We start from the raw sequence: 26,837 nt of genomic DNA on the forward strand, positions 1-26,837 counted from the left end.
TCCTCAGATAAGGGCAGAATGCATCCTGTAAGGTAAGAGAGGCGGGACGGATTCCCGCCAGTCGGGTTAAGGGCGTTTGCCAAATTCACATGTTAATTGTGTCCAGCGGCGCGCTTGTTCACTGAGCGTAAAACCCAGACCATGACGATCGGAAATCCACATGCGGCCATCGCGCAGCTCAAGTTGCTCGTTGAATAATGGGTTCAGCCACTCGAAATGTTCCAGCCACGGCTCCAGGGGATACGCTGCGGAAAGGTGCAGGTGTACTTCCATCGCAAAGTGCGGCGCCAGCTTACGCCCGTGTTTCGCCGCCAGATCCATAATCTTCAGGAACGGAGAGATACCGCCGACACGCGGCGCATCTGGCTGAACGAAATCGCTGGCATTGCCCAGAATCAACTGCTCGTGTTCCCGGAAACTGGTCAGCATTTCCCCGGTGGCGATAGGCGTATCCAGCGCGGCAGCAAGCTGGGCGTGGCCTTCGATGTCGTAAGCATCTAGTGGTTCTTCAATCCAGATAAGATTGAACTGTTCCATTTTACGCCCCATGCGGATAGCCGTTTCGCGATCCCACTGCTGGTTAGCGTCAACCATTAACGGGAACTCATCCCCAAGCGCTTCACGTACTGCGGTTAAGCGGCGAATATCCTCAGCGCAGTTGGGTTGTCCGACTTTCAACTTAATACCGCCAATGCCATTTTCGCGGGAAATCACCACATTTTTCAGCACTTGATCGAGCGGTGTATGCAAGAACCCCCCTGAGGTGTTGTAACACTGAACGGAGTCGCGGTGCGCGCCCAACAGTTTTGCCAGTGGCAGACCGGCACGTTTAGCCTTCATATCCCATAAGGCGATATCGATAGGGGAGATAGCCTGTACCGCCATCCCGCTACGCCCCACCGAGGCTCCGGCCCACAGCAGCTTGGTGTATATTTTGTCGATATCATTGGGGTCTTCGCCCAGTAGATTGTCGGCTATCTCTTTGGCGTGAGCATAAATACCCTGGCCGCCAGCACGTTTGGAGTAGCTAAAACCAACGCCCTCAAAGCCATCGCGACTGCGGATTTCGGCAATGATGATTGCCACTTCGGTCAAAGGTTTCTGGCGACCGGTCAGTACCTTCGCGTCACTCACTGGCGTCGCCAGCGGTAGAAAAGCCAGTGATAGCTTCACCCATTCGATACGATCGCCGGTTTCTGCCGCGGTTCTGGTATTCGCCGCTTTTGCATACGTTACGGCGTCGGAATTCGCGCTTAAAGCCATTTTTTTTCTCCTGATAAACACAAAATGATTGCGCTAACATTTTTATTATTAAGCGAACGCAGGATCCAGAAAGTTGATGTTGATTTGAACATTTGATCACATATGTCGTATAAAAAGCAGGATTTATTGCAAAATGGATCACGATCCAAAAATATCTGGGGAAATGCATAATACAAAATGATGGCGCTATCATTTTGTAATGACTGAGCTTGATAAGCTACTGTATTTACGGCCTTTCCTGATGCGAAGCTGGCAATAGCCGCAGGCATGATGAATAATGCGCGGATAAATCAGCCAATCTTTGCAGGGGCATCAGACGTGAAGAGAACCAAATCACCTCGTGCGCCGACGCTGGAAGATGTAGCACGTAGCGCCGGGCTGTCTCCGATGACAGTCAGCCGGGCATTGAATTCGCCACAACTGGTTCGCCCCAAAACGGTTGAGAAAGTCATGCAGGCGGTTCGCGTCACAGGCTACATACCCAACGCGTTAGCCGGTGGTCTGGCGTCGCGACGGAGTAAATTAATCGCTGTCGTCGTGCCGCAAATTAACAACAACATGTTTGTCGATACCATCCAGTCGCTGAGCGATGAACTGGCCCGACGCGGATATCACATATTGCTGTGCGTGGCGGGATATACCGAACAAACGGAAGCGGAATTGGTGGCGACACTGCTTTCCCGCCGCCCCGATGGCGTGGTGCTTACCGGGATCCATCACACGATAGAACTGAAAAAGGTCATCCTGAACGCGGCTATTCCGGTGGTGGAAATTTGGGACTTAACGCCCACGCCGCTTGATATGCTGGTCGGTTTTTCCCATGAAAAAGTCGGGCAGGCGACGGGGGAGTATCTTCTGAGTAAGGGCTATCGTCGTCCCGGCTTGTTGTGGACCGCCGATCGCCGAGCCGCGCAACGTAAGCAGGGGTTATGTAGTGTTCTTCAACGCCACGCTATTCATGCCGTACCGCAGGTAGATGTCCCCCTTCCGGCATCGCTTTCGCTGGGGCGCAGCGGTTTAAGCCAGCTTTTTGACGAAGGGACGTTTGATGTCATTGTTTGCAGTTCTGATACCCTGGCACAGGGTGCGATGATGGAGGCGGAAAGCCGTGGTTTGCGCATCCCGCATGATTTAGCGGTTATTGGTTTTGGCGACCTTGATTTTGCCGCCAGCAATCGACCGTCAATTACTACCGTAAGCGTTGACAGACGCGCCATTGGTCAGCGCGCCGCTACGCTGTTGGCCGATCGTATTGAACAGAAACCGTGCGCAGAAGCTATTGTGGATATTGGCTTTCATTTGATTGAGCGAGAGTCCGCATAAACGGGAACATGCCATCGGGATCGGCCAGGCCGGATCAGGCGTCAGCTGCCATCCGGCATTGAATATATTACGACCGCAATACCGCGCCGGGATATCCTAACTGGCGCCACGCTTCATACACCACCACCGACACCGCATTCGACAGGTTCATGCTACGGCTATCCGGCATCATCGGAATGCGAATCTTCTGCTCTTTAGGCAACGCATCGAGAATGCTGGCGGGCAGGCCGCGCGTTTCCGGGCCAAACATCAAATAATCGCCATCCTGATAGCTTACGGCGCTATGGGCGGGCGTGCCCTTTGTCGTCAACGCAAACAGGCGCTGCGGATTTTCGGCGGCGACAAAGGCGGCATAATCGTGATGGCGCTGAACCGCGGCGAATTCGTGATAGTCCAGCCCTGCGCGGCGTAAGCGCTTATCATCCCAGGTAAACCCCATCGGTTCGATGATGTGCAGACGAAAGCCGGTATTGGCGCAAAGACGAATGATGTTGCCGGTATTCGGCGGGATTTCTGGTTCGAAGAGTACGATGTTAAGCATGATGCCCCCTTAAATGCGGGGGGCAGAATAGCAGAAATTTACCGGGCTCTCACGCGCCAGGCGTTCAGGCGGCATCGTCTTTGCTCATTGGCGCCAGCGCGGCGGGCAAACTTTTCCCCAGTTCTTGCACCAGTGAATCGCCACTGATTTCGCTAATGGATTTCGCGCCGGTCAGGGTCATGGCGACTTTCATCTCTTTCTCGATCAGATCCAGCAGGTTGGCTACACCCGCTTTTCCTGCCGTCGCCAGCGCGTAGAGATAGGCCCGACCCAGCAGTACGGTGTCGGCCCCCAACGCAATCATACGCACGACATCCAGCCCGTTACGAATCCCGCTATCCGCCAGAATGGCGATATCGCCTTTCACCGCATCGGCAATGGCGGGCAGGGCGCGGGCGGAAGAGAGCACGCCATCGAGCTGGCGGCCGCCGTGATTCGACACCACGATACCGTCAGCGCCGAAACGTACCGCATCGCGGGCATCTTCTGGATCGAGGATCCCTTTGATCACCATTGGGCCGTCCCAGAATTCGCGTATCCACTCCAGATCTTTCCAGGAGATGGACGGATCGAAGTTATTTGCCAGCCAGCCGATATAGTCCTCAAGGCCGGTCGGTTTACCCAGATAGGCGGAAATATTGCCTAAATCATGCGGGCGACCGTTCAGGCCGACATCCCACGCCCATTTAGGGTGCATCACCGCCTGCCAGTAACGGCGCATGGCGGCGTTTGGGCCGCTCATCCCGGAGTGGGCGTCACGGTAGCGCGCGCCCGGCGTTGGCATATCCACGGTAAAGACCAGCGTGGAGCAGCCCGCCGCTTTCGCACGTTCAAGCGCGTTGCGCATAAAGCCCCGGTCACGCAGCACATAAAGCTGGAACCACATCGGGCGCTTAATGGTTGGTGCAACTTCTTCTATCGGACAGACGGAGACGGTGGAAAGGGTGAACGGAATGCCCTTTGCGTCTGCGGCGGCGGCGGCCTGTACTTCGCCGCGACGGGCGTACATGCCGCACAGGCCTACCGGCGCTAATGCCACCGGCATCGACAACGTTTCGTTAAACAGGATCGTTTCCAGGCTTAAATCGGACATATTTTTCAGCACGCGCTGGCGCAGAGCGACTTGCGACAGGTCTTCCACATTTCGGCGCAGGGTATATTCCGCATACGCGCCGCCGTCGATGTAGTGGAAGAGGAAAGGAGGCAACGTGCGCTGAGCTGCGGCGCGATAATCGCTGGCTGCTGAAATAATCATGATTTATTCTCCCTGGTCATCTCATTATGGTCGCCGGGCAGGCGGGTAATACGCGCCTGGCGGGCCTGGTCTTCATCAAATCGTTTAATCGTGGTGTGGACAAAACTGAGGTGCGCCATCATCGCTTTACGCGCGCCCTCGGCGTTACCGTCCAGAATGGCGTCCATCACCGCCTGGTGTTGTTCCGTCAGCTTTGAGAATACGGGCGGAACGAGATACATACGCTGGCGACTCTGTTTGACGGAGGATTGCAGGACGTCGAAGAAACCGCGCATGGTTTGCAACAGCACCACATTGTGCGAGGCTTCCGCGATCGCCAGATGAAAGCGCACGTCGGCCTGGGAGGCGAGATCCGGGTCTTCGCTGAGCGTCGCATCAAAGCAGAGTCTGATTTTCTCTTTGTCGGCAGCGGTGGCACGCATGGCGGCGTGCCAGGCCGTACTGGCTTCAATGGCGTGGCGGGCCTCCAGAATGTCGAAACTGTAGTCCGGATCGTTCGCCATCAGCATTTTCAGCGGTTGCACGATATTCTGTTCAGACCAGGTTTCGTGCTGCCAGCGGACAAATGTCCCGCCGCCGCGACGACTCACCAGCACGCCTTCACTGACCAGCTTCGCCAGCGCTTCGCGTAAAGAGTTGCGTGATACGCCAAGCTGTAGAGCCAACTGGCGCTCGGCGGGCAATTTCATGCCCGCTTCCAGGTTTTGTTCTTCAATCAGCGCCCGCACGCGAGAGGCAATCTCGTCTGACAGGCGTTTTGGCATCACAATCACGGAATCATCCAGGTTAAAACATAGGCCTGAAGCGTAGTGATCACGCCCACCATACAGGTGAAGATCAGGCTGTGTTTGACGGTAAAACGGAACAGATCGGACTCTTTCCCTACCAGTCCCACCGCCGCGCAGGCGATGGCGATAGACTGCGGCGAGATCATCTTCCCGGTTACGCCTCCAGTGGTGTTCGCCGCCACCATCAGCACATCAGAGACGCCGATTTGCTGCGCCGCGGTAGCCTGTAGAGAGGCAAACAGCGCGTTAGATGAGGTATCCGAGCCGGTCAGGAAGACGCCCAGCCAGCCGAGGAACGGCGAGAAGAACGTGAAGGCGCTGCCGGTGTGCGCCAGCGCTAACGCCAGCGTGGAAGAAAGCCCGGAATAGTTCGAGATAAACGCGAACGCCAGCACCATGCCGATGGAGTAAATCGGCAACGCCAGCTCTTTCAGCGTGCTGCCAAAGGTCTGGATTGCGGCTGAGGGCTTCATTTTCAGCCAGACGATAGACAACAGCGCGGCAAACAGGATCGCCGTGCCGGTGGCGGAGAACCAGTCAAATTTATACACCGCCGCGTAAGCGGTCGCTTCGTGTACGACCGGCGGCATACGGGCGACCAGTTTATCGAGATACGGTACCGGAACGTTAATTACCCAGTCATACAGCGCGCCGCCGGGGGCAAACAACGCTTTAAACGGCGGTATGCTCCAGAGCGTGACTGTGGCGGTCAGGAACAGAAACGGCGACCAGGCGCGAACAATTTGCCCTGTCGTATAGCGGGTGCGGGCCAGCGTCTGATCGACCTGCGACGCGCCCATATCGCCGAAGCGGAAGATGCGTACCGGCTGCCAGCGTTTGAGGAACAGCGTCAGACACACCAGAGACACCAGTGAAGAGATGATGTCCGGCAGTTCCGGCCCGATAAAGTTGGAGCTGAGATACTGGGCGATAGCAAACGAGCCGCCAGCGACCATCACCGCAGGCCAGGTTTCTTTCACGCCGCGCCAGCCGTCCATAATCGCCATAATCCAGAACAGGACGATAATGGTCAGGAACGGTAGCTGACGACCGACCATCTGACCGATTTCAAAGCTGTCCAGGCCCGTGACCTGTCCGGCAACCAGAATCGGGATCCCCATCGCGCCAAAGGCGACTGGCGCGGTGTTTACAATCAGGCACAGCCCTGCCGCATACAGCGGATTAAAGCCCAGACCCACCAGCAGCGCGGCGGTTATCGCCACCGGCGCGCCGAAACCTGCCGCGCCTTCAAGGAACGCGCCGAAGCAGAAGCCGACAATCAGCATTTGCAGACGCTGGTCGGGGGTAATCGACAGAATTGACGAGCGAATAATGTCAAACTGCCCGGTCTTGACCGAAATTTTATAGACAAAGACCGCGGCGATGATTATCCAGGCTATCGGCCATAGCCCGTAGAAGAAGCCATACACGACCGATGCCAGCGCGTGATCGACCGGCATTTTATAGAACAGCAGCGCAACGGCGAGCGCGATAACCACCGTCCACGAAGCGGCAACGTAGCCTTTCAGCTTGAGTTTAATCAGGGCGAAGAAAAAGAACAGGATTGGGAGTGATGCGATCAGGCTGGAAAGCCAGATATTACCCGCCGGGTCATAGTTTTGTTGCCAGAGGTTCATTGCAGGTCTCCTGAGAACCACACGCATAATGGGATGAATCTTTGCTCATCTCGTTGGGGTCACATTATGTGTAAAAGTGGTCCTGCCAATATTGTTGTGTATGGATAATGACAACAAATAGTTAACCAGATGTTATTTATTGGCAACGGTATTGTAGAGTTAATTTAGTGAAATGTGAGTAGGCTGTGGTAACGGGCTAAAATTGGTAGGGCCAATTGAGGGGAGAGGACAGCAAAGGGAAGTGAAAAGGCAATGGCATTATGCCATTGCCTTTGATGTCGGGAGTGTTGTTACTTCATTACCACTGGAAGCCCGCGCCAATGGCCGCAGAGTAATCGCCCTGGCTGTTGCTGGTTCCTTGCAATTTATACACCCAGCCCCCGCTTTCACTTACCATGGAGACACCAATGGCGACGGCACTTTCACCATTAAACGTACCGCCAGCAATCGAGGTCATGTTGGCGCCCGGGGCGTAGGCTTGTGGCAGACCGGCCATCGCCATCGCTGAAGCGATACCGCCGCTCATCTTGTTTTCTACCCCTTTGATTTTGCTGTTCATTTCCCCCATTTTCTGGTCGGTATAGGTGTTTGCTTCTTCGACGCTGCGTTTCAATTGCGCATAGTTAACCGCATCCGTATCATTCACCGCCGCTGAAACATTGCCGATCCGAGTGGTGCCGCCACTCCCGTCTCCCAGGTTGAGCACGCTATAGTTAACCGAGCCATCTGCATTGGTTTCATAACGCACGGAGCCTGCTTCTGAGGCTTTCAGTTGCGCCACATTAACCGCGTCAGTGTTGTTCACCCCTGCGGCAACGTTGGTAATACGGCGTTGTTGAGTAGAAGAGCCGACAGACACAGTATTAGCTTCATCTGCGACGGAATTTGTGCCTAACGCCACGCTGTTTTCAGCGGCAGCAATAGAGCCAGAGCCAATCGCGACGCTGTCCGCACCCTGGGCATTTGCATCTGCGCCATCGGTGTTGGTCTTGAAGTACTTGGTGCTACCGGTAGTGACGATATCGCCAATACCGTTTTCAATATTGGTGACGCGAGTATCCAGATTCGATACCTGAGTATTCAGGTTAGTAATGCTCTGGGTATTCCTGGAAACCTGCGCGTCCGTTACTTTCAATTGACCAACGTTAACGGCATCGGTATCTGCCGAACCCGCTGCGACGTTAGTGATCTGACGTTGACCGTCTTCACTGCCGACAGAGAACTCACCGACAGAGTTCTGCGGTGTGTCCATGTTGTAGGCGGTGTAGTCAGTCTGTGCGCCGCGAGTGGTCTGAGAACCATTACCCATTGCAATACTGTTTGCATGGTTGGCGCGTGCGTTAGAACCGATAGCAATACCGTTGATGGCATCAGCCATCACCAGTGTATTCAGACCAATACCAATACCTGCATCAGCATTGACGATGGTCTTCGCACCCATTGCCAGTGAGTCAGTTCCGACAGCCAGTGAATCTTCTTCCGTTGAGTTTGCGTGGTAGTACTTGGTCGGTGTAGTAGTGACCGCACCAATGGCATTTTGTAACTGACGAACTGTTACCGCATCTTGCGCTTCAGAGCCGTCAGCAACGTTGGTAATTTGACGATAGCTTTCTCCATCCGTCCCCAATGACAACGCGCCCAGCAACTCTCTGTCTGTTGTATTGTAGCCAATGACGACGCCATCGCTTGTTGCGCTCGTTTCTCGTATACCGGTTGTAATAGCGCGGTTAGAGGTGGAGCCACTGCCCAAAGCGATACTGCCCTCAATGCTGCTGCTGCTGTTTTGGCCAAGAGCCAGACTGCCAGCGCCAGAGGCGACGGCGTCGTAACCTACTGCCGTTGCGCCGTTACCCGTTGCGTATGCATCCTGGCCTTCAAGCCCGTTATCATTCGTACGGATGTATTTCACGCCGGTACCATTTTCCGTGATATAGGTTTCGCTGGTATCGCCGGCTAGTTGGCTAATAGATTCATTATACTGAGAAATCAGCATGTTAGTTTCATAGAGCTGAGAGCCATTAACGGCGTCAGTACTGTCACTGGCGATTTCACCTGCTGCTACATTGGTTATCTTATTGGTACCGCTGGTACCGTGGCTGGCGCTGAACGCGCCTTCTTCGTCATCCCAGCTCAGTGCATCGGTACCAAGATTAGTGATGGACGTATTGATATCCGCGATAGCAGAAGTGTTTTGATCCACCTTCTGGTTGGTTTCATACAACTGTGAGCCGTTTACCGCGTCTGTACTGTCCTCAGAAAGCGCCCCGGCGGCGACATTGGTTATTTTACTGGTGCTTCCACCGTGGTTTGCGCTGAAAGCGCCGATGTCTTCGTCCCATAACAGAGCGTTATCAGTGAGGCCGGTAATGGACGTATTAATGTCGGAGACAGAAGTATTCAGGTTCTCAATCGCGGTGCTGTTCTGAGTGATGTTAGTGGTATTGGCGGCGATATCGGTCGTGTTCTGATCCACTTTTTCATTGGTTTCGAACAACTGCGATCCGTTAACCGCGTCGGTACTTTCTTCAGACAGCTCTCCGGCAGCAACGTTGGTGATTTTGTTTGTCGTACTACTTCCGTGGCTGGCAGAGAACGAACTCGTTGTTTCATTCCAGCTCAGTGCATCAGTGCTAAGGTTGGTGATCGTCGTATTGATATCTGCAATATCTGATGTGTTTTGATCCACCTTCTGGTTGGTTTCATACAGCTGTGAACCGTTCACCGCATCGGTGCTGTCCGCGGCCAGGGTGCCTGCCGCCAGATTGGTGATTTTACTGGCGCTTCCGCTACGGCTGGCGCTGAATGTGCCAGAGTCAGCATCCCAAAGCAGTGCATCGTCAGTGAGCGTGGTGACGGAATTGCTCAGGTTGTTGATACTGGTGGTGTTGGTGGCGATATCAGTGGTGTTCTGATTGATGCTGGTGGTGTTGGCAGCGATATCAGTGGTGTTCTGAGACACATTTTCGTTGGTGGCAAACAGCTGAGAGCCGTTAACGGCGTCGGTGCTGTCCGCGGCCAGGGTACCCGCCGCCAGATTGGTGATTTTGCTGTCGCTTCCGTTGTGGTTAGCGCTGAATGCGCCAGAGGTCGCATCCCAAAGCAGGGCATCATCGGTGAGCGTGGTGACGGAGTCGCTCAGACTGTTGATACTGGTGGTGTTGGTGGCGATGTCAGTGGTGTTCTGCGACACATTTTCGTTGGTGGCAAACAACTGAGAGCCGTTAACGGCGTCGGTGCTGTCCGCAGCCAGGGTGCCTGCCGCCAGATTGGTGATTTTGCTGTCGTTTCCGTTGTGCTTAGCGCTGAATGCGCCAGAGGCTGCATCCCAAAGCAGTGCATCATCGGTGAGCGTGGTGACGGAGTCGCTCAGACTGTTGATATTGGTGGTGTTGGTGGCGATATCAGTGGTGTTCTGATTGATGCTGGTCGTATTGGCGGCGATATCGGTTGTGTTCTGATTGATGCTGTCGGTATTGGCGGTGATATCAGCGGTGTTCTGGTTAATGCTGTCGGTATTGGCGGTGATATCAGCAGTGTTCTGATCCACTTTCTCGTTCGTATCAAACAACTGGGAGCCGTTAACGGCGTCGGTGCTGTCCGCAGCCAGGGTGCCTGCCGCCAGATTGGTGATTTTGCTGGCGTTTCCCGTGTGGCTAGCGCTAAAGGCGCTGGTGCTGTCATCCCACAACAGCGCGTCTTCGGCTAATCCTGCGACAGAGGCCTCTGTGTTAGTGATAGAAGTGTTAAGTGCGCTTAATGCACTGCCTACGTTATTGTAGATGCCTGTGCCTACCTCGTAGAGGGGCGCATTCACTGTACCATCAGAATTAACGGAAGCCCCTCCGCCGAGTCGATCGGCGACGGATTGACTTAAAGAATAAATTTGCGCACCTGTAACGGCATCGGTACTGGTGGAATTGATGTCGCCTTTAGCAACGTAGGTGATCTGCCGCTGAGTGGTGCTGTTACCCACGGCGACGGAATTGTCTTCCTGGGCGATAGAGCCCGAGCCAAGGGCAACTGAGTTGGTGCCTACCGCTTTTGCGCCATTACCAAAAGCAGCGCTGTCGTCGCCGCTCGCAGTAGCTTGATAACCTAATGCAGAGGAAGTTGCTCCGCTCGCGACAGATCTATAACCTAATGCAACCGATTTTGCGCCGCTCGAATTGGCATACACACCCATTGCCATTGAATAACTTCCACTGGCAGAGGATGAGGCGCCCATCGCAATGGCCCGGTCACCGGCAGAAACCGATTTTACGCCAAGCGCTAACGAAGAGTCGCCGGTGGACTGGCTGTATGAACCAATGGCGGTACTCCATTTCCCCATTGCGGAGGCATGATAACCCATTGCGGCGCTTGCGCCATCAACGTTGGTGTAAGTATTGGCTGTGGCATCAGTACCAATTGCAATCCACCCGCTTCCCGTTGTGCCTGATACTGTAACACCGCTGCCGGTATCGTTCCCAGCGTTGGCCAGCGCATCTGCGGCCATAATACTGCTAAGACCGACGAGTGCGGAAACTGCCAGCTTTCTGCGGCCGTTTTTTTTGCCGCGGCTTTTTGCGGTTTCGCTGGTGACAACAAATGTTCCCGTAGCGGCATTCCAGAGGACTTTAAATATTCTATTCATGAATGAGTAATTTCCTTTTCTAAAATAATTGTATCAATGGCTATTATTTTTTTGGCTTCTTTTTTGTATCGTTAATAGGTTGTATGCTGTCGAATATGACATTCTCCATGTCAATACCTATTTTTAGATACTTAAGATTATTGGGCGATACGCCTTTTAATGTTAGCGTGACGTTTGTCCATGCTCCCGGTAAGAGTTCGATTGTCGAGTCCATTTTCGTGTTGAGCAGGAGTTGTTTCCAGCGAGGCAGATCTTTTGCCTCGGAAGGTTTTTTCGTACCCCATGTCATATTAAACGCAAGGTTTGATACCGGAATGCTGAGTAAGTTAACTAAATCAAGATGAATAACACTTCCATTATCTATTGGCTCAATAGATAGAATACGCCCGGCTAATCCGATATTGCCGTTGTTAATAATAAAATAGTGCGTTTGTGATGGGTCCAGTTCTGTATAGTCGAATAGCCGTTGTTTGCGTTCAACGCGGCCAACGACTTCGGTGACCTTTTTGGTTGTGTTGATAATCGTAGCTTGTTGTTTTTCTAACAGATTTATCTTTGCTTCTTGTTCTTTTTGTTGTTTTTCTAACAGGTTTATCTTTGTTTCTTGTTCTTTTTGTTGTTCTTTCATTTCTTCAACAAGGTGTTTATCTGCGAAGTAATCACAACCAGATAAAAAGAATGTGAATCCCAACGCAAGCAGGGGGATAAATTTTCCATTTTTGTGCATATGAAATATCCTTGTTAATAATTTATATAATATAAATAGTTAACCTGTTATTTATACAACTAGCTCATCATTCAGCGAGTATTGCCAATAACTCATTAACGTATGGTTAGAATGAAAACATTCGTCGCTTCTATAGAAGCGCGCAAAAATCCGACGTTATTTATCAATTGCTCATAGCAATGCTTTATAAAAATATAATTATAATGTTTATGTATGGGGATTTTTTTCAGGGATGATAATGTTATTTAATTTTGCGGGTCAATCATATTCTGCGGGGTATGAGAAAAGAGGATGAAAAAATTCATTGTATAAATACAAACAGGCACGATAGTGGGATTTTTCATCCTGAAAAAGCAGGGATTACCGTTAAAAATGAACTTGTATATAATCGGTGTAAATACTTCCATGAAAAATTCGGAATATAGCCCGATGCTCTCAAGACATCCTCCGTACAACGGGTGTCCTGAGAGCCTGGGATGCGGAAGGTTTAGAACTCGCTCTTCGCGAAACCTGTCATCTCTTTGAGCCCCATTTCCCGGCCCAGCGCCGTCATCGGGTGGACAACAATCAGGCCACGCACGCTTTTCTTCAACTTGCCCATGTCGGCCTGCTCTTTTTTAGTGATCGCGCGGCGAAACGGCAGGTTCATCAGCTTCTGCGCTTCTTTACTCAGTTTCTGGCTGTGTACTTCGCGCAGACGGATAATTTCTGCTTCTAGCGTCTCTTTTTCTTTTTCCAGCTCCGCGTATTTATCGGCGGATTCAACCAGAGAGAGACCTGCCTGCTGGTGGCGAATAGCGTCAAGACGATCGCTCAGGCGTTTAATTTCGTTTTTTTCGACTTCTTTCATGGGATAGCTTCTGATAGAAATGGGATAGATATCCTATAGTATGCGCGCAGTGAGTGATTCTTCACAACTCATGACGTAAAGATAATCAATTACGGCAAGTATTACATCGCTAATTATTTATTTATCTCATTGATAATAAAATATTTTTTTCGAAAGAAAAGATGAAGCGCCTTTTTGCCGACAAGAAAAGCGATTAAGCACATTTTCCTCAATGACAACGCTAAATTGATCCTAAACTCAAATAAGCGACCGCGGGAGTCAGACGCGGGTCCCACATGGAGGATCTATCATGGCAAAAATAGGTGAGAACGTACCACTTCTTATTGATAAAGCCGTCGATTTTATGGCGTCCAGCCAGGCGTTCCGTGAATACCTGAATAAAACGCCGCCGCGTGATTATGTTCCTTCCGAGGTGCCGTCGGAGAGCGCGCCCATTTATTTGCAGCGTCTGGAATATTACCGGCGGCTGTACCGACCAAAAGAAGAAGAAAGAGGTTAACGGCGGGATTTACTTTTGAAAGGCCTTTTTTAAGCTGATTTTAGAAATCAGCTCGGTCAGAGAGAGGACCATCGTCGAACGCACCGCCTGCTGGTAGCGCTGAATTTGCATGGCGTATAGCGCCGCGTCGGACGTATCAAAATGCGGCGGCGGCGGTAGCGCCATGACGCAGTGCAGTTCGCCAAACGGCCCGAGGATTTCATCGTCGGTAAAGGCGTACTCATTGCCGTCGTGATTCAGCTCTTCGCGCAGCGCCATTAACAGCTCCGCATCTTCATATTCGGTGCGGCTGAGTACGCCAAGGCCATAGATAAGTTTCAGACGTACCGAAAGATCGCCCAGCGGCCCGTCGCCATCCAGCAACGGTTCCACAGCGTATTTCACGGCATAGTCGTCTTTGCGAAACACCTGGAGCACCAGAATATTCACCGCCTCGGTCAATAACTCGACGGCGGTAATCAGGAAGCTCCGTACGGTTTTGCCAGCATTCAGACGCTCAAGCACACGATTTTCAAAGGCCTGGGTTTGTTCCATTATTGCCTGCATATCTGACAATCTGTTATTTGGGCGCAGGCTAACCTGCGCCGGATTCTGCGTCATTTGGTCGCGTTATATGCGTTAACCGCCTCCGCCACCACATCGCTATTGGCATCCAGCCCGGAAATTTGCGCCAGCGCGGCCTGCGGGCCTTTTTCGGTAATCAGCGCCGCCAACTCTTGCGCCTGCGGATCTTCATCGCTACGGAAATGCATCGCCGCCGCGATCCCTTTCACCAGATTCACATGCGGCAGACCATATTCCAGGGTGCCAAGCAGCGGTTTGATCAGACGGTCGCCCGCGCTGAGTTTGCGTAGCGGCTGACGACCTACGCGTTCGACGTCATCTTTCAGATACGGGTTTTCAAAACGACCGAGGATTTTCTGAATGTATGCCGCATGTTTGTCGGCATCAAAACCGTAGCGTTTGATCAGCACCGCGCCGCTTTCTTCCATCGCGCCTTTCACCACCGCGCGAATACTCTCATCGAGAATAGCGTCGCGAATGGTTTGATGACCGGCTAATTTGCCGAGGTACGCGGTTATAGCATGACCTGTGTTCAGCGTGAAGAGTTTACGTTCGACAAATGCCATCAGGTTATCCGTTAACTCCATCCCCGGAATGTTTGGCAACGCGCCTTTAAACTGGGTTTTATCGACAATCCACTCGCTGAACGTTTCTACCGTCACTTCCAGCGGATCGTTGGTCGCAGAAGCAGATGGCGGCACAATACGGTCAACGGCGGAATCGACAAAACCGACGTGCTGTTCAACCCAGGCTTTATCGCCATCCGCCAGCGCGTTCATTACGTGGCCTTTCAGCTGCGTGGTGCCGCGCACCATATTTTCACAGGCGATGATATTCAGCGGGGCATCCACGCCCTGCGCCTTACGTTTTACCAGCCCTTTAGCGATAGCCGGAGCGATACGCTCAAGCACCACCGGGCCCACGGCAGTGGTGATTAAATCAACGTGGGCAATCAGGTCGACAACATCATCGCCGATGCTGCTGACAGCGTTGACGCCGGAAACGGTATCCACCTGCTCATTTTCACCCACAACATGAACCTGATAGCTATGACGGGCATTCAGGGCATCGAGTACGACCTGGTTTACATCCGCAAACGTCAGTTGTATCCCCGCGTCAGCCAGCAATTTGCCGATAAAGCCACGACCGATATTACCTGCGCCAAAATGTAATGCTTTCATAGTATTAACCTTCATTAATGTTTTTACCCGAGAGGGCTGGGGTGAGGCTTTTCCCTCAACCTAACCCTCTCCACAAGGGAGAGGATATCGCCTTCATATTTCGAACTGCAGATGCGTTGGCTCTCCTCGCTCACCCCAGTCACGTACTTATGTACGCTCCTGGGGATTCACTGCGTTGCCGCCTTCCTGCAGCTCGAACTATTTTGGGGATGCTTAACTGTTAAGCTTTTTTACCTGCCAGCAGTTCCAGCACTTCATCCACGCTGGTGGTGTGCGCCAGACGTTCGATCACGGATTCATCATCCAGCGCGTTGGTCAGGCTAGTGATGACCTGGATGTGCTCATTGTTACGTGCGGCGATACCAATGACCAGACGGGCAATATCGTCTTCTTCTTCACCGAAGCGTACGCCTTCCGGATACTGGCAGAACACCACGCCGGTTTTCAGCACGCGATCTTTAGCTTCCACCGTGCCGTGCGGAACTGCGATGGATTCACCGAGGTAAGTCGGCGTCAGCTTTTCGCGGTCCAGCATCGCTTCGACGTATTCCGGCTCAACATAGCCGCCTTTCACCAGTTGTTCACCGGCAAAGCGAATCGCCTCTTCTTTGTTAGCGGCTTTACGGCCCAGGAAGATATTCTCCGCGCCCAGCTTGAACAGGTTGTTATCACCCTCCTCAAAGCTGTCTTTCAGATGGTCGCGTACTTTCTCTTCATTAGTATTGTGGCGCTGTGCGGCAACCAGACGTTCGGTCAGGCTGGTGTACAGGCCGCTATCCAGGAAGTTGGTCAGCGAAATATGCTGCGCCTGCGGTACCTGACGCATCGCGCGCTCGGTCAGGTCACGGTGAGTAATGACTAGATCCACATCCGGCGGCAGATTGTTAATGGCGCTGTTGGTGACGGAGATCTGGCTCAGGCCTGCATCCTGTACTTTCTTACGCAGTACCCCTGCGCCCATCGCGCTGGAACCCATACCGGCATCGCAAGCCACGATGATTTTACGCACATGGCTCAGGTCGTTGGTCACGTCGCCAGCCGCCAGCGGAGAGGCGCCTTTAGATTCCGCTTTCATGTCATGCATACGACGGGTGGCCGCTTCAATGTCATCTTCTTCTTTCACTTTGCTGGTTTTCAGCAGAATTGCAGAAACCACGAAGGAGACCGCCATTGCCGCCACGATGGCAGCGATGTTAGCGAAGTAAGCGCCTTTTGGCGTCATCGCCAGTACCGCCAGAATGGAACCCGGAGACGCCGGAGAGACCAGACCGCCGTTCAGGATGGTCAGGGTGAATACGCCGGTCATACCGCCAAGGATAACGGCCAGAATCAGGCGTGGGTTCATCAGCACGTACGGGAAGTAAATTTCGTGGATACCGCCCAGGAAGTGGATGATGGCCGCGCCGCCCGCAGACTGTTTAGCGCTGCCGCGACCGAAGAACATGTACGCCAGCAGGACGCCCATCCCCGGACCCGGGTTAGCTTCAATCAGGAAGAAGATGGATTTACCCATCTCATGGGACTGCTGGATACCCAGCGGTGAGAAGATGCCGTGGTTAATCGCGTTATTGAGGAACAGGATTTTCGCCGGTTCAACAAAAATGGACGCCAGCGGCAGCATATCGTGCGCCACCATGAAGTTAACGCCCGCCGCCAGAATTTTGGACAGGACTTCAACCGCCGGACCAATACCGAGGAACGCCAGGATGGCGAGGATCATACCGATGATGCCAGCGGAGAAGTTGTTCACCAGCATCTCAAAACCGGATTTGATCTTACCGTCTACCCAACTGTCGAATTTCTTAATGCAGTAGCCGCCTAATGGACCGGCGATCATCGAGCCGAGGAACATCGGCATATCCGCGCCGACAATAACGCCCATGGTAGTGATAGCGCCCACTACGCCGCCGCGTTCGCCGCCAACCAGACGACCGCCGGTATAACCGATGAGCAGCGGCAGCAGGTAGGTGATCATCGGACCAACCAGTTTCGCCAGCGTTTCGTTAGGCAACCACCCTGTTGGAATAAATAATGCGGTGATAATACCCCACGCGATAAACGCGCCGATATTAGGCATCACCATATTGCTGAGGAATCGACCAAAGCTTTGCACTTTGATCTTAATATCGGATGACATAAAAACACCCCTTCTTATGTTGCTGTCGCGCAGGCTGAAAGCCCGAGGTTTGTTAATGTAGCGGCAGAGGTAGCCGGACCCTGTAGTGTAGATACTGCGCAATCTGGCACTGAATCGTTCAACTGTCCAGACAGGGACAATTAATGTGATTTATGTCACATAAATATAGGGGGTAGAGAGGTAATTGATGTGATATTGATCACAAAGTTGCTGTGTAAAAAAACAACGAATCTAATTTTTAGCCCTTAAAAGACCATTTTATGTGAGATGTTTCACATTTTTATTTTGGTGCTTTGTTGAATTTTTGTGATCCTCTTCACAAGAAATTTTAAGCCCGGGTAACGTCAATACGATCCGACAAACATTTTGTCGCGAGCCCTCTCACGTTATGTCATTCAGCAACCTCCTTTTGTGTCTCTTTTCGTCTTATTTGAGCCATACTATGATTTTTACTGGTTGGCAAAAAGGACACGGCATGAAACTCATCGGTAGCTACACCAGCCCTTTTGTGCGCAAAATCTCTGTTCTGCTGCTCGAAAAAGGCATCACCTTCGAATTTATTAATGAACTACCCTACGAGGCGGATAACGGCGTGGCGCAATACAACCCTCTGGGTAAGGTGCCAGCGCTGGTGACGGAGAAAGGGGAGTATTGGTTCGATTCGCCGATCATCGCGGAATATATTGAACTGCTGGATATCGCGCCAGCGATGCTCCCGCGTGACCCGATGGCAGCGCTTAAAGTTCGCCAGCTCGAAGCGTTGGCTGACGGCATTATGGATGCAGCGTTGGTTTCTGTACGCGAACAGGCGCGCCCGGCGGCGCAACAATCGGAAACGGAACTGCTGCGCCAGCGGGAAAAAATCAACCGCAGCCTGGATATGCTCGAAAGTTATCTGAGCGACGGGACGCTAAAAACGGATACGGTCAATCTGGCGACTATCGCGATTGCCTGTGCGGTAGGCTATCTCAACTTCCGCCGGGTCGCGCCTGGCTGGTGCGTTAGCCGCCCCCACCTGGTCAAACTGGTCGAAACACTTTTTCAGCGCGAAAGCTTTGCCCGCACCGAAGCGCCAAAGGCTTGACGCGCATTATGTCCGCCTGAGCAAACTCACGTTACAATCCCCCTTATGTCGATATCCCTCTCCCGCCAGGAGAGGGCCACCAACAGCCAGGCATTTTCATGACAAGCGAAACGCGTACACTCTACAGCCAGCTTCCTGCTATCGATCGTTTATTGCACGATAGCGCTTTTCTTTCTCTGCGCGATCGGTATGGCCATACCCAGGTGGTTGATCTGCTTAGGCGGATGCTTGACGACGCGCGCGACGTCATCCGGAATACGCAAACACTTCCCGACTGGTACGCAGACTGGGCGCAAGAGGCGAAACTCCGGCTGGAAAATGCGGCGCAAAGCGCGCTGCGCCCGGTGATTAACCTGACGGGGACGGTGTTGCACACCAATCTTGGCCGCGCATTGCAGGCGCAAGAAGCGATTGAGGCGGTAACGCAGGCGATGCGCGCGCCGGTGACGCTGGAATACGATTTGGATGGCGCCGGGCGGGGGCATCGCGACCGGGCGCTGGCGACGCTGTTATGCCGTATCACCGGGGCGGAGGACGCCTGTATCGTCAATAACAATGCGGCGGCGGTATTGCTGATGCTGGCGGCGACCGCCAGCGGCAAAGAGGTGGTGGTTTCGCGTGGCGAGCTGGTCGAAATCGGCGGCGCGTTTCGTATTCCGGATGTTATGCGCCAGGCGGGCTGTACGCTGCATGAAGTGGGCACCACCAACCGGACGCACGCGAAAGATTACCGTCAGGCGGTAAATGAAAATACCGGGCTGTTGATGAAGGTGCATACCAGTAATTACAGCATTGAGGGCTTTACCAAAACGGTAGAGGAAGCGGAACTGGCGGAAATCGGGCGAGAGCTGGATATTCCGGTGGTGGCGGATCTGGGCAGCGGTTCGCTGGTGGATTTAAGCCAATATGGCTTACCCAAAGAGCCGATGCCGCAGCAGCTCATTGCCGCAGGCGTCAGCCTGGTAAGCTTCTCCGGCGATAAGTTGTTGGGCGGGCCGCAGGCCGGGATCATCGTCGGCAAAAAAGCGATGATTGCCCAACTGCAAAGCCATCCGCTGAAACGCGCCCTGCGTGCGGATAAAATGACGCTGGCGGCGCTGGAGGCAACGTTACGTCTGTATCTGCACCCGGAAGCGTTGGCGGAGAAATTACCCACCCTGCGTCTGTTAACTCGCAGTGAAGCGTCGATTCGCGAACAAGCGCAGCGGTTACAGGCGCGGCTGGCGGCACGTTACGGCGATGAATTTGCGCTGGAGGTTAAACCCTGCCTGTCGCAAATCGGCAGCGGTTCATTACCAGTAGACCGCCTTCCCAGCGCCGCCATGACCTTTACCCCGCACGACGGGCGCGGTAGTCGGCTGGAGGCGCTGGCGGCCCGCTGGCGCACGCTGCCTGTACCGGTCATTGGCCGAATTTATGATGGCCGTTTATGGCTGGATATGCGCTGTCTTGAAGACGAAAGCCGGTTTATGGAGATGATGCTGAAATGATTATTGCAACTGCCGGACACGTAGACCACGGTAAAACGACGTTGCTCCAGGCGATTACCGGGGTCAATGCCGATCGCCTGCCGGAAGAGAAAAAACGCGGGATGACTATCGATCTGGGCTACGCCTATTGGCCGCAGCCGGATGGTCGTGTGCTGGGCTTTATCGATGTGCCTGGGCATGAAAAATTCCTCTCTAACATGCTGGCGGGCGTAGGCGGTATCGATCACGCTTTGCTGGTGGTCGCCTGTGATGACGGCGTCATGGCGCAAACGCGCGAGCATTTACAGATCCTACAACTGACGGGTAATCTCCAGCTCACCGTCGCGCTGACCAAAGCCGATCGCGTGGACGAGGCGCGTATCGGTGAAGTACGTGAAGAGGTACTGGCGGCGCTCGACAACTATGGCTTCACCGATACCGTTTTATTTGTCACCGCCGCCAATGAAGGACGCGGTATTGCAGAACTTCGCGCTCATTTACAGCAGCTTCCTGCACGTTCGCACGCCGCGCAGCATCGTTTCCGTCTGGCTATCGACCGTGCGTTTACGGTGAAAGGGGCGGGACTGGTGGTGACCGGAACGGCGTTGAGCGGAGAGGTAAACGTGGGCGATACGCTATGGTTGACCGGCGTTAATACGCCGATGCGCGTACGAAGTCTACACGCGCAAAATCAGCCCACTGACCATGCGTATGCCGGGCAACGTATTGCGCTCAATATTGCGGGCGATGCGGAGAAGGAGCAGCTTAACCGCGGCGACTGGCTGCTTTCCGATGCGCCGGTGGGGGAGGCTTTTTCCCGGGTGATCGTTTCTCTGGCGCTTCATGCGCCGCTTTCCCAATGGCAGCCGTTACATATTCACCATGCCGCCAGCCATGTGACCGGTCGCGTCTCTTTGCTGGAAGGCGGGCTGGCCGAGCTGATCTTTGATACGCCGTTGTGGCTGGCCGATAATGACAGACTGGTGCTGCGTGATATTTCCGCACGCGCCACCCTTGCCGGCGCACGCGTGGTGACGCTTAAGGCGCCGCGTCGCGGTAAACGTAAACCAGATTATTTGCACTGGCTTTCAACGCTTGCCGACGCGCAGGACGATAGCGCGGCGTTGGCCATTCATCTGGAACGCGGCGCCGTCAACCTGCCGGATTTCGGTTGGGCGCGTCAGCTTAATCCTGTCGGTATGCGTCAGCTTATTGAGCAACATGGTTTTATCCAGGCCGGAGACAATCTGTTAAGCGCGCCCGTCGCCGCCCGCTGGCAGCGTAAGATTCTTGATACGCTGGCGACCTACCACGAACAGCACCGCGATGAACCGGGGCCGGGACGCGAGCGTTTACGCCGCATGGCCCTGCCAATGGAGGATGAAGCGCTGGTCCTGATGCTGATCGAGCGGATGCGCGACGACGGCCTGATTCATAGCCATCACGGTTGGTTGCATCTGCCGGATCATAAAGCGGGATTTAGCGATGAGCAGCAGGCCGTCTGGCAAAAAGTCGAACCGCTATTTGGCGATGAGCCCTGGTGGGTACGCGATCTGGCGAAAGAGACCGGAACGGAAGAACAATTGATGCGGCTGGTGCTGCGACAGGCGGCACAGCAAGGCATCATTACCGCGATCGTAAAAGATCGGTACTATCGTAACGATCGGATTGTCGCTTTCGCCAACATGATCCGCGAGCTGGATCAAGAGAGAGGATCAACGTGTGCGGCGGATTTTCGCGACAGGCTGAATGTAGGGCGGAAACTGGCTATTCAGATCCTTGAATATTTTGACCGGATTGGATTTACACGACGTCGTGGGAATGATCATTTATTACGTGATGCGTTATTATTTCCGCAAAAAGAATGAAATGGTTAAATTAAATCAGAAATGAAGCAATACAATTATTGCGTTGCTTTATAAAAAGCACATCAGGAAATGAACCAGATGTGCTTTTTATTTTTCTGGCTTCTTAAAATAGCCAGCGTGAACCTATTATCAGAATAGTTTTGCCCATATTCTTTGCGCCTTAGTCAGGCGACTCACGATGAGATTGTGGAAATTTATCGCGCGGCGATGTAACGCCTTTGCCCGGTGGCGCGGACGCTTACCGGGCCTGCGTAGACGATGCAGGCCGGATAAGGCGTAACTCGTTAGCTTCGGGCGAGCTTTTGCTGCGCCAGCCAGACGGCGCCCAGCCTGCCCGCCTGATTTCCCAGTTGGCAGGGCTGAATCGGCACCTGGAGCGCCTCCCACATTTCAAACGTTTCAAGATGCCGCGTCAGGAGCGGGTAGAGCTTTTCCTGTTCGCTTATTCCTCCGCCGATCAGCACCACGCCCGGATCAAACATAGAGATCACGCTGTAAACGCCGCGTGACAGATAACGCGCCCAGTCATTGACCGCCTCACGCAGATGAACATCGGTCGCCATTCGTTCGAAGATCACATCCGCAGGCGGCATCTCTTCGGCAGGCAGCGCCAGCGCCTGGCGGCACGACGCCATTAATCCGCTGGTTGACGCGATTTTATGCATACTTTCGCCATTGTTCCCGACCGGCATGACGCCGAATTCACCGGCGTGAAAATGCGCGCCGCGATACAGTTCTCGTCCGACGATAATACCGCCGCCAATGCCGGTTCCAATGGTGATACAGACCATGTTTTCATAATGCTGCCCGGCACCTCGCCACATTTCGCCCAGCGCCGCGCAGTTCGCGTCGTTCTCCACGACCAGCGGCAGATCGGTCAGCCCGCTGAACAACTCCATCAGGTTGACGTCATCCAGGTAAGCCAGCGCGCCCGCTTTTGCCGCATGACCGTTATGGGGATTAATATGGCCGGGGAAACTAACCCCGATTGCCGCAATGTCATAGTCCTGTTGGCAACGCGCCACCACATCCTGCCATTTGCGGGTAAACGTGGAGGCGTCCTCTGGCGTATCGAATTGATGATGGGTTAATTCTTCGCCGTCACTGTTAATCACGCCATATTTGACGTGAGTTCCTCCCACATCAATACCGATATATTGCTGCATAGTGTTCTCCGTACGTTAAACAGGCACCTGTTTAGTATGGCTAAAACCAGACGGAGAAACGTAAAGGAAAGTAATTCGTGATTGCTGTCGTAAAGCGGGAAATCATTGGCGAAAAATTCACCAGCACCGTCTACCCTTGTGGAGTACCTTTACAATAAGGAGTTGGTCATGACGAACAATCCCCCTTCAACACGTATTCAGCCAGGTGAATACGGGTACCCACTGAAGTTAAAAGCCCGCTATGACAATTTTATTGGTGGTGACTGGGTTGCGCCCGCCGACGGCGAATATTATCAAAACCTGACGCCAGTGACCGGCCAGCCGCTATGTGAAGTCGCTTCCTCCGGTAAAAAAGATATCGATTTAGCGCTCGACGCCGCGCATAAGGCGAAAGATAAGTGGGCGCATACGTCAGTACAAGACCGTGCCGCTATCTTGTTTAAGATCGCCGATCGGATGGAACAAAACCTCGAACTGTTGGCGACAGCGGAAACCTGGGATAACGGTAAACCGATTCGTGAAACCAGCGCCGCCGACGTACCGCTGGCGATCGATCATTTCCGCTATTTCGCCTCCTGTATACGTGCGCAGGAGGGCGGGATTAGCGAAGTTGATAGCGAAACCGTGGCCTACCATTTTCACGAACCGCTTGGCGTCGTGGGGCAGATAATCCCGTGGAACTTTCCGTTGTTGATGGCAAGCTGGAAAATGGCGCCAGCGCTGGCGGCGGGTAACTGCGTGGTGCTTAAACCGGCACGCCTGACGCCGCTTTCCGTTCTGCTGTTAATGGAAGTCATTGGCGATCTGTTACCGCCGGGCGTCGTCAACGTCGTGAACGGCGCGGGCGGCGAGATTGGCGAATATCTGGCGACCTCGAAACGTATCGCGAAGGTGGCGTTTACCGGTTCGACGGAAGTGGGTCAACAGATCATGCAGTACGCCACGCAGAATATTATTCCAGTGACGCTGGAGTTAGGCGGCAAGTCGCCCAATATCTTCTTCGCCGACGTGATGGATGAGGAAGATGCGTTCTTTGATAAAGCGCTGGAGGGATTTGCCCTGTTTGCCTTTAACCAGGGCGAGGTGTGTACCTGTCCAAGCCGTGCGCTGGTCCAGGAGTCCATCTATGAGCGCTTTATGGAGCGGGCTATTCGCCGGGTAGAGAGCATTCGCAGCGGGAACCCGCTAGATAGCGGTACACAGATGGGGGCGCAGGTCTCCCACGGCCAGCTTGAGACTATCCTCAATTATATCGATATCGGTAAAAAAGAGGGGGCCGATATTCTGACCGGTGGGCGACGCAAGGAACTGGATGGCGAACTTAAAGAGGGCTATTACCTTGAGCCTACCATTCTGTTTGGTAAGAATAATATGCGCGTCTTTCAGGAGGAGATCTTTGGCCCGGTGCTGGCGGTAACCACCTTTAAAACCATGGAGGAGGCGCTGGAAATCGCTAACGATACCCAATACGGCCTGGGCGCTGGCGTCTGGAGCCGCAACGGCAATCTGGCCTATAAGATGGGGCGCGGCATTCAGGCCGGGCGCGTATGGACCAACTGCTATCACGCCTATCCGGCACATGCTGCGTTCGGCGGCTATAAGCAGTCGGGCATCGGGCGTGAAACGCATAAGATGATGCTGGAACACTACCAGCAAACCAAGTGCCTGCTGGTGAGCTATTCCGATAAGCCTCTGGGGCTGTTCTGACGCAAGAGGTAATGCCCGATGGCGCTGCGCTTATCGGGCCTACCGCATTGATATCAGCCTGGTGGTAATGCCCGATGGCGCTGCGCTTATCAGGCCTACAAAAATTCATCGCAATATACTGATATTGCAAATCTTGTAGGCCGGATAAGGCGCAGCCGCCATCCGGCACAGTATTACCGCTCGTTAACCCAAATCCGCATTTCGCCCTCGCCACGGTTGGCCCAGCTAAACCACGGAATGAACGTTAGCGTCTGCGGCTGGCGCGATGACGGCGCGTTATCGTAGTGCCACAACGCCTGATGCTGCGCATCTGGGGCGCTTTGCTTCTCGCCTTCAGCCTGAATCAGCATCTTATGCGCAAAAAGCCCTTTGCCCTCAAAGACCCGGAACTCACTCTCTTTCGGTAACCACAGATTATGCAGTTCTTCGCCGTTATCGGCCTGCTCAAGGCAATAGACCAGTGGCCCGCGCTGAATGGCGACCTTACCGGCGACGTGACGCGCCAGCGGATTGCCATACACGCGGCGAACCGGCATCGGCAGCGTCAGGGTTATCGTATCGCCCTCCTGCCAGGTTCGACGGATATGCAGATAACCTTTGCGAATATCCTGCTCCACATCCAGCCCGTTGAGCGTCACTTTTGCCTCAGGGCACCAGTCCGGCAGACGTAGCGCCAGCGTGTGACGTACCGGCTGCACAGAGTCGATGGCGATCTTCACCTGCTCATGCCACGGGTAGTTCCCGCTGATTCGCAGTTTGAGCGCGCCATTTTCAACCGGTATTTCCATGCTGTTACCCACGTACATATTGATGTACAGCGCATCCGCACGCGGCGTGTAGATGTAGTGACCAAGGGAGGTGAGCACGCGGGCGATGTTCGGCGGGCAGCAGGCGCAGCCAAACCAGCGCTGGCGGATGGGCTTAACGTGATCGTAAATATGGTTGAATTTTAACGATTTTGGATGCACTTCCAGCGGGTTGACGTAGAAGAAATGCTTGCCATCCAGCGCCATACCACCGAGGACGGTGTTGTACAGCGCGCGCTCCATCACGTCGGCGTACTGGCTATCGGCTTCCATTTCCAGCATCCGGCGGGCGAACATCATCAGGCCGATTGAAGCGCAGCTTTCCGCATAGACCGAATCATTCGGTAAATCGTAATCGCTGCTAAAGGCTTCGCCGCTGCTCTGCGAGCCAATCCCGCCGGTGATATACAGCTGACGCTGCGCCATATTTTTCCACAGGCGCAGGCAGTCCTGGCGTTTGCCTTCATCGTTGCTCAGGCGAGCGAGATGCGCCACGCCAGTCATCAGATAGACAAAACGTACCGCGTGGCCAATGGCCGTCTGCTGCTGCGAAATTGGCAGATGCGCCTGGCTGTAGGCTTTGTCTTTGACCATCCACGCCGGGCCGTAGGTATGCCAGTACGAGGTCTGGCCGCGTTTTTCGTACTCTTCGTCGTAGAAGTGCGGTTGGACGCCGCGCTGCCCGATAAAGTAGCTTGCCAGCGCCATATAGCACGGCTGCTCTGTTACCTCATACAGACGCATCAGCGCCAGCTCAATTTCCGGGTGGCCCGGATAGCCGTGCAGCTGATTTTCGCCAGGGCCGAAAGTGCTGTCGATATGATCGGCCAGGCGACAAACGACGTCTAGCAGCCGACGCTTGCTGGTGGCCTGAAAGAAGGCGACGCCCGCTTCAATCAGATGCCCGGCGCAATAAAGCTCATGGCACTCCGCCAGGTTGCTCCAGCGTTCTTGCGGGGCTTTTGCCGTAAAGTACGTATTGAGATAGCCATCGTCACACTGCGCGGCGGCCACCAGTTCAATCACCTCATCGGCGGTTTTCTCAAGCGCTGGATCGGGCTTCTGGCACAGTGACCAGGCAACCGCTTCCAGCCATTTCGCCACGTCGCTGTCCTGAAAGACCATGCCGTAGAAGTCGCCCGTCTGCTGGCCTGCGGCAATGCGGAAATTTTCAATGGCATGGCTGGGTTCAGCCTCTGGAATACGATCGTTTAACGCATCCCACTGGTAAGGAATAACCACATCGCGAACCAGTTGTTGATACTGTCCGAGGAACGGATCGCTGACCGTCAGTTTATGCAGATCGACTTCCAGTACGTTCATTTCGTGCTCCTTAAGG

19 protein-coding genes are annotated in these 26,837 nt (G+C 53.8%); 6 read left to right on the forward strand and 13 right to left on the reverse strand.

Annotated features, from left to right (window positions below; translation table 11 throughout):
- Positions 1-66: 66 nt before the first annotated feature.
- On the reverse strand, positions 67-1,263 hold the full coding sequence (locus tag ACLJRS_RS16895; protein WP_001218249.1) for an L-talarate/galactarate dehydratase: 1,197 nt from the start codon (positions 1,261-1,263) through the stop codon (positions 67-69).
- Between the two features lie 318 nt (positions 1,264-1,581).
- Here ACLJRS_RS16895 and ACLJRS_RS16900 point away from each other — a divergent pair, with 318 nt between their 5' ends.
- Entirely contained in the window at positions 1,582-2,586 is a 1,005-nt protein-coding gene (locus ACLJRS_RS16900) for a LacI family DNA-binding transcriptional regulator (protein WP_001537635.1), read from the forward strand.
- Positions 2,587-2,653: 67 nt separating this feature from the next.
- Here the strand turns inward: ACLJRS_RS16900 and trmL are convergent, their stop codons facing one another.
- The 7 genes from trmL to ACLJRS_RS16935 form a co-directional block, all read right to left on the reverse strand.
- Positions 2,654-3,127: a tRNA (uridine(34)/cytosine(34)/5-carboxymethylaminomethyluridine(34)-2'-O)-methyltransferase TrmL gene (gene trmL / locus ACLJRS_RS16905; protein ID WP_000932335.1), complete on the reverse strand. Its 474-nt coding sequence runs from the start codon at positions 3,125-3,127 to the stop codon at positions 2,654-2,656.
- A gap of 64 nt (positions 3,128-3,191) precedes the next feature.
- Entirely contained in the window at positions 3,192-4,382 is a 1,191-nt protein-coding gene (lldD, locus tag ACLJRS_RS16910) for an FMN-dependent L-lactate dehydrogenase LldD (RefSeq protein WP_000586980.1), read from the reverse strand.
- Complete coding sequence (gene lldR, locus ACLJRS_RS16915) at positions 4,379-5,155, reverse strand: transcriptional regulator LldR (RefSeq protein WP_000636696.1); 777 nt, start codon at positions 5,153-5,155, stop codon at positions 4,379-4,381. Before lldR ends, lldD begins: the two co-directional genes overlap by 4 nt.
- Positions 5,152-6,807 carry an L-lactate permease gene (gene lldP, locus ACLJRS_RS16920; protein WP_001055304.1) on the reverse strand — a complete coding sequence of 552 codons (1,656 nt, stop codon included), beginning with the start codon at positions 6,805-6,807 and terminating at the stop codon, positions 5,152-5,154. The genes lldR and lldP overlap by 4 nt, the downstream gene beginning before the upstream one ends.
- 298 nt (positions 6,808-7,105) lie before the next feature.
- Complete coding sequence (sadA, locus tag ACLJRS_RS16925; protein ID WP_001750184.1) at positions 7,106-11,440, reverse strand: trimeric autotransporter adhesin SadA; 4,335 nt, start codon at positions 11,438-11,440, stop codon at positions 7,106-7,108.
- 43 nt (positions 11,441-11,483) lie between these two features.
- Entirely contained in the window at positions 11,484-12,167 is a 684-nt protein-coding gene (locus ACLJRS_RS16930; protein WP_000549457.1) for a DUF3251 domain-containing protein, read from the reverse strand.
- Positions 12,168-12,654: 487 nt separating this feature from the next.
- Positions 12,655-13,017, reverse strand: a complete 363-nt coding sequence (locus ACLJRS_RS16935; RefSeq protein ID WP_000665687.1) for a YibL family ribosome-associated protein — start codon at positions 13,015-13,017, stop codon at positions 12,655-12,657.
- Positions 13,018-13,306: 289 nt separating this feature from the next.
- On the opposite strand from ACLJRS_RS16935, the gene ACLJRS_RS16940 reads away from it, so the two are divergent.
- Positions 13,307-13,516: a hypothetical protein gene (locus ACLJRS_RS16940; protein WP_001062558.1), complete on the forward strand. Its 210-nt coding sequence runs from the start codon at positions 13,307-13,309 to the stop codon at positions 13,514-13,516.
- A gap of 9 nt (positions 13,517-13,525) precedes the next feature.
- Here the strand turns inward: ACLJRS_RS16940 and mtlR are convergent, their stop codons facing one another.
- From mtlR to mtlA, 3 genes are all read right to left on the reverse strand, one after another.
- Positions 13,526-14,116: a mannitol operon repressor MtlR gene (gene mtlR, locus ACLJRS_RS16945; RefSeq protein ID WP_000193201.1), complete on the reverse strand. Its 591-nt coding sequence runs from the start codon at positions 14,114-14,116 to the stop codon at positions 13,526-13,528.
- The gene (gene mtlD / locus ACLJRS_RS16950; RefSeq protein WP_000645391.1) at positions 14,113-15,261 is read right to left on the reverse strand and encodes a mannitol-1-phosphate 5-dehydrogenase; all 1,149 of its coding nucleotides are present in this window, start codon (positions 15,259-15,261) and stop codon (positions 14,113-14,115) included. Before mtlD ends, mtlR begins: the two co-directional genes overlap by 4 nt.
- A gap of 220 nt (positions 15,262-15,481) precedes the next feature.
- A complete protein-coding gene (gene mtlA, locus ACLJRS_RS16955; protein ID WP_000093287.1) occupies positions 15,482-17,398 on the reverse strand; it encodes a PTS mannitol transporter subunit IICBA in 1,917 nt (638 codons plus the stop codon).
- A 475-nt stretch (positions 17,399-17,873) separates the two neighbouring features.
- On the opposite strand from mtlA, the gene ACLJRS_RS16960 reads away from it, so the two are divergent.
- The 3 genes from ACLJRS_RS16960 (at position 17,874) to selB (ending at position 21,819) form a co-directional block, all read left to right on the forward strand.
- On the forward strand, positions 17,874-18,482 hold the full coding sequence (locus ACLJRS_RS16960; protein ID WP_000766681.1) for a glutathione S-transferase: 609 nt from the start codon (positions 17,874-17,876) through the stop codon (positions 18,480-18,482).
- Positions 18,483-18,580: 98 nt separating this feature from the next.
- Positions 18,581-19,972 (forward strand): L-seryl-tRNA(Sec) selenium transferase, encoded by a 1,392-nt coding sequence (gene selA / locus ACLJRS_RS16965; protein ID WP_000200188.1) that lies wholly within the window; start codon positions 18,581-18,583, stop codon positions 19,970-19,972.
- On the forward strand, positions 19,969-21,819 hold the full coding sequence (gene selB / locus ACLJRS_RS16970) for a selenocysteine-specific translation elongation factor (RefSeq protein WP_000582403.1): 1,851 nt from the start codon (positions 19,969-19,971) through the stop codon (positions 21,817-21,819). The genes selA and selB overlap by 4 nt, the downstream gene beginning before the upstream one ends.
- A 284-nt stretch (positions 21,820-22,103) precedes the next feature.
- On the opposite strand, the gene ACLJRS_RS16975 is transcribed toward selB, so the two are convergent.
- A complete protein-coding gene (locus ACLJRS_RS16975; protein ID WP_001188273.1) occupies positions 22,104-22,985 on the reverse strand; it encodes an ROK family protein in 882 nt (293 codons plus the stop codon).
- A gap of 168 nt (positions 22,986-23,153) precedes the next feature.
- Between ACLJRS_RS16975 and aldB the strand changes: the two genes are divergently transcribed.
- Positions 23,154-24,692 carry an aldehyde dehydrogenase AldB gene (gene aldB, locus ACLJRS_RS16980; RefSeq protein ID WP_000183988.1) on the forward strand — a complete coding sequence of 513 codons (1,539 nt, stop codon included), beginning with the start codon at positions 23,154-23,156 and terminating at the stop codon, positions 24,690-24,692.
- A 173-nt stretch (positions 24,693-24,865) separates the two neighbouring features.
- Here the strand turns inward: aldB and ACLJRS_RS16985 are convergent, their stop codons facing one another.
- The gene (locus tag ACLJRS_RS16985; protein ID WP_001101518.1) at positions 24,866-26,821 is read right to left on the reverse strand and encodes a glycoside hydrolase family 127 protein; all 1,956 of its coding nucleotides are present in this window, start codon (positions 26,819-26,821) and stop codon (positions 24,866-24,868) included.
- Between the last annotated feature and the right edge of the window lie 16 nt (positions 26,822-26,837).

Origin of the sequence: Salmonella sp. SAL00670 (genome assembly GCF_046552235.1) — a bacterium.
Lineage (GTDB): Bacteria > Pseudomonadota > Gammaproteobacteria > Enterobacterales > Enterobacteriaceae > Salmonella > Salmonella enterica.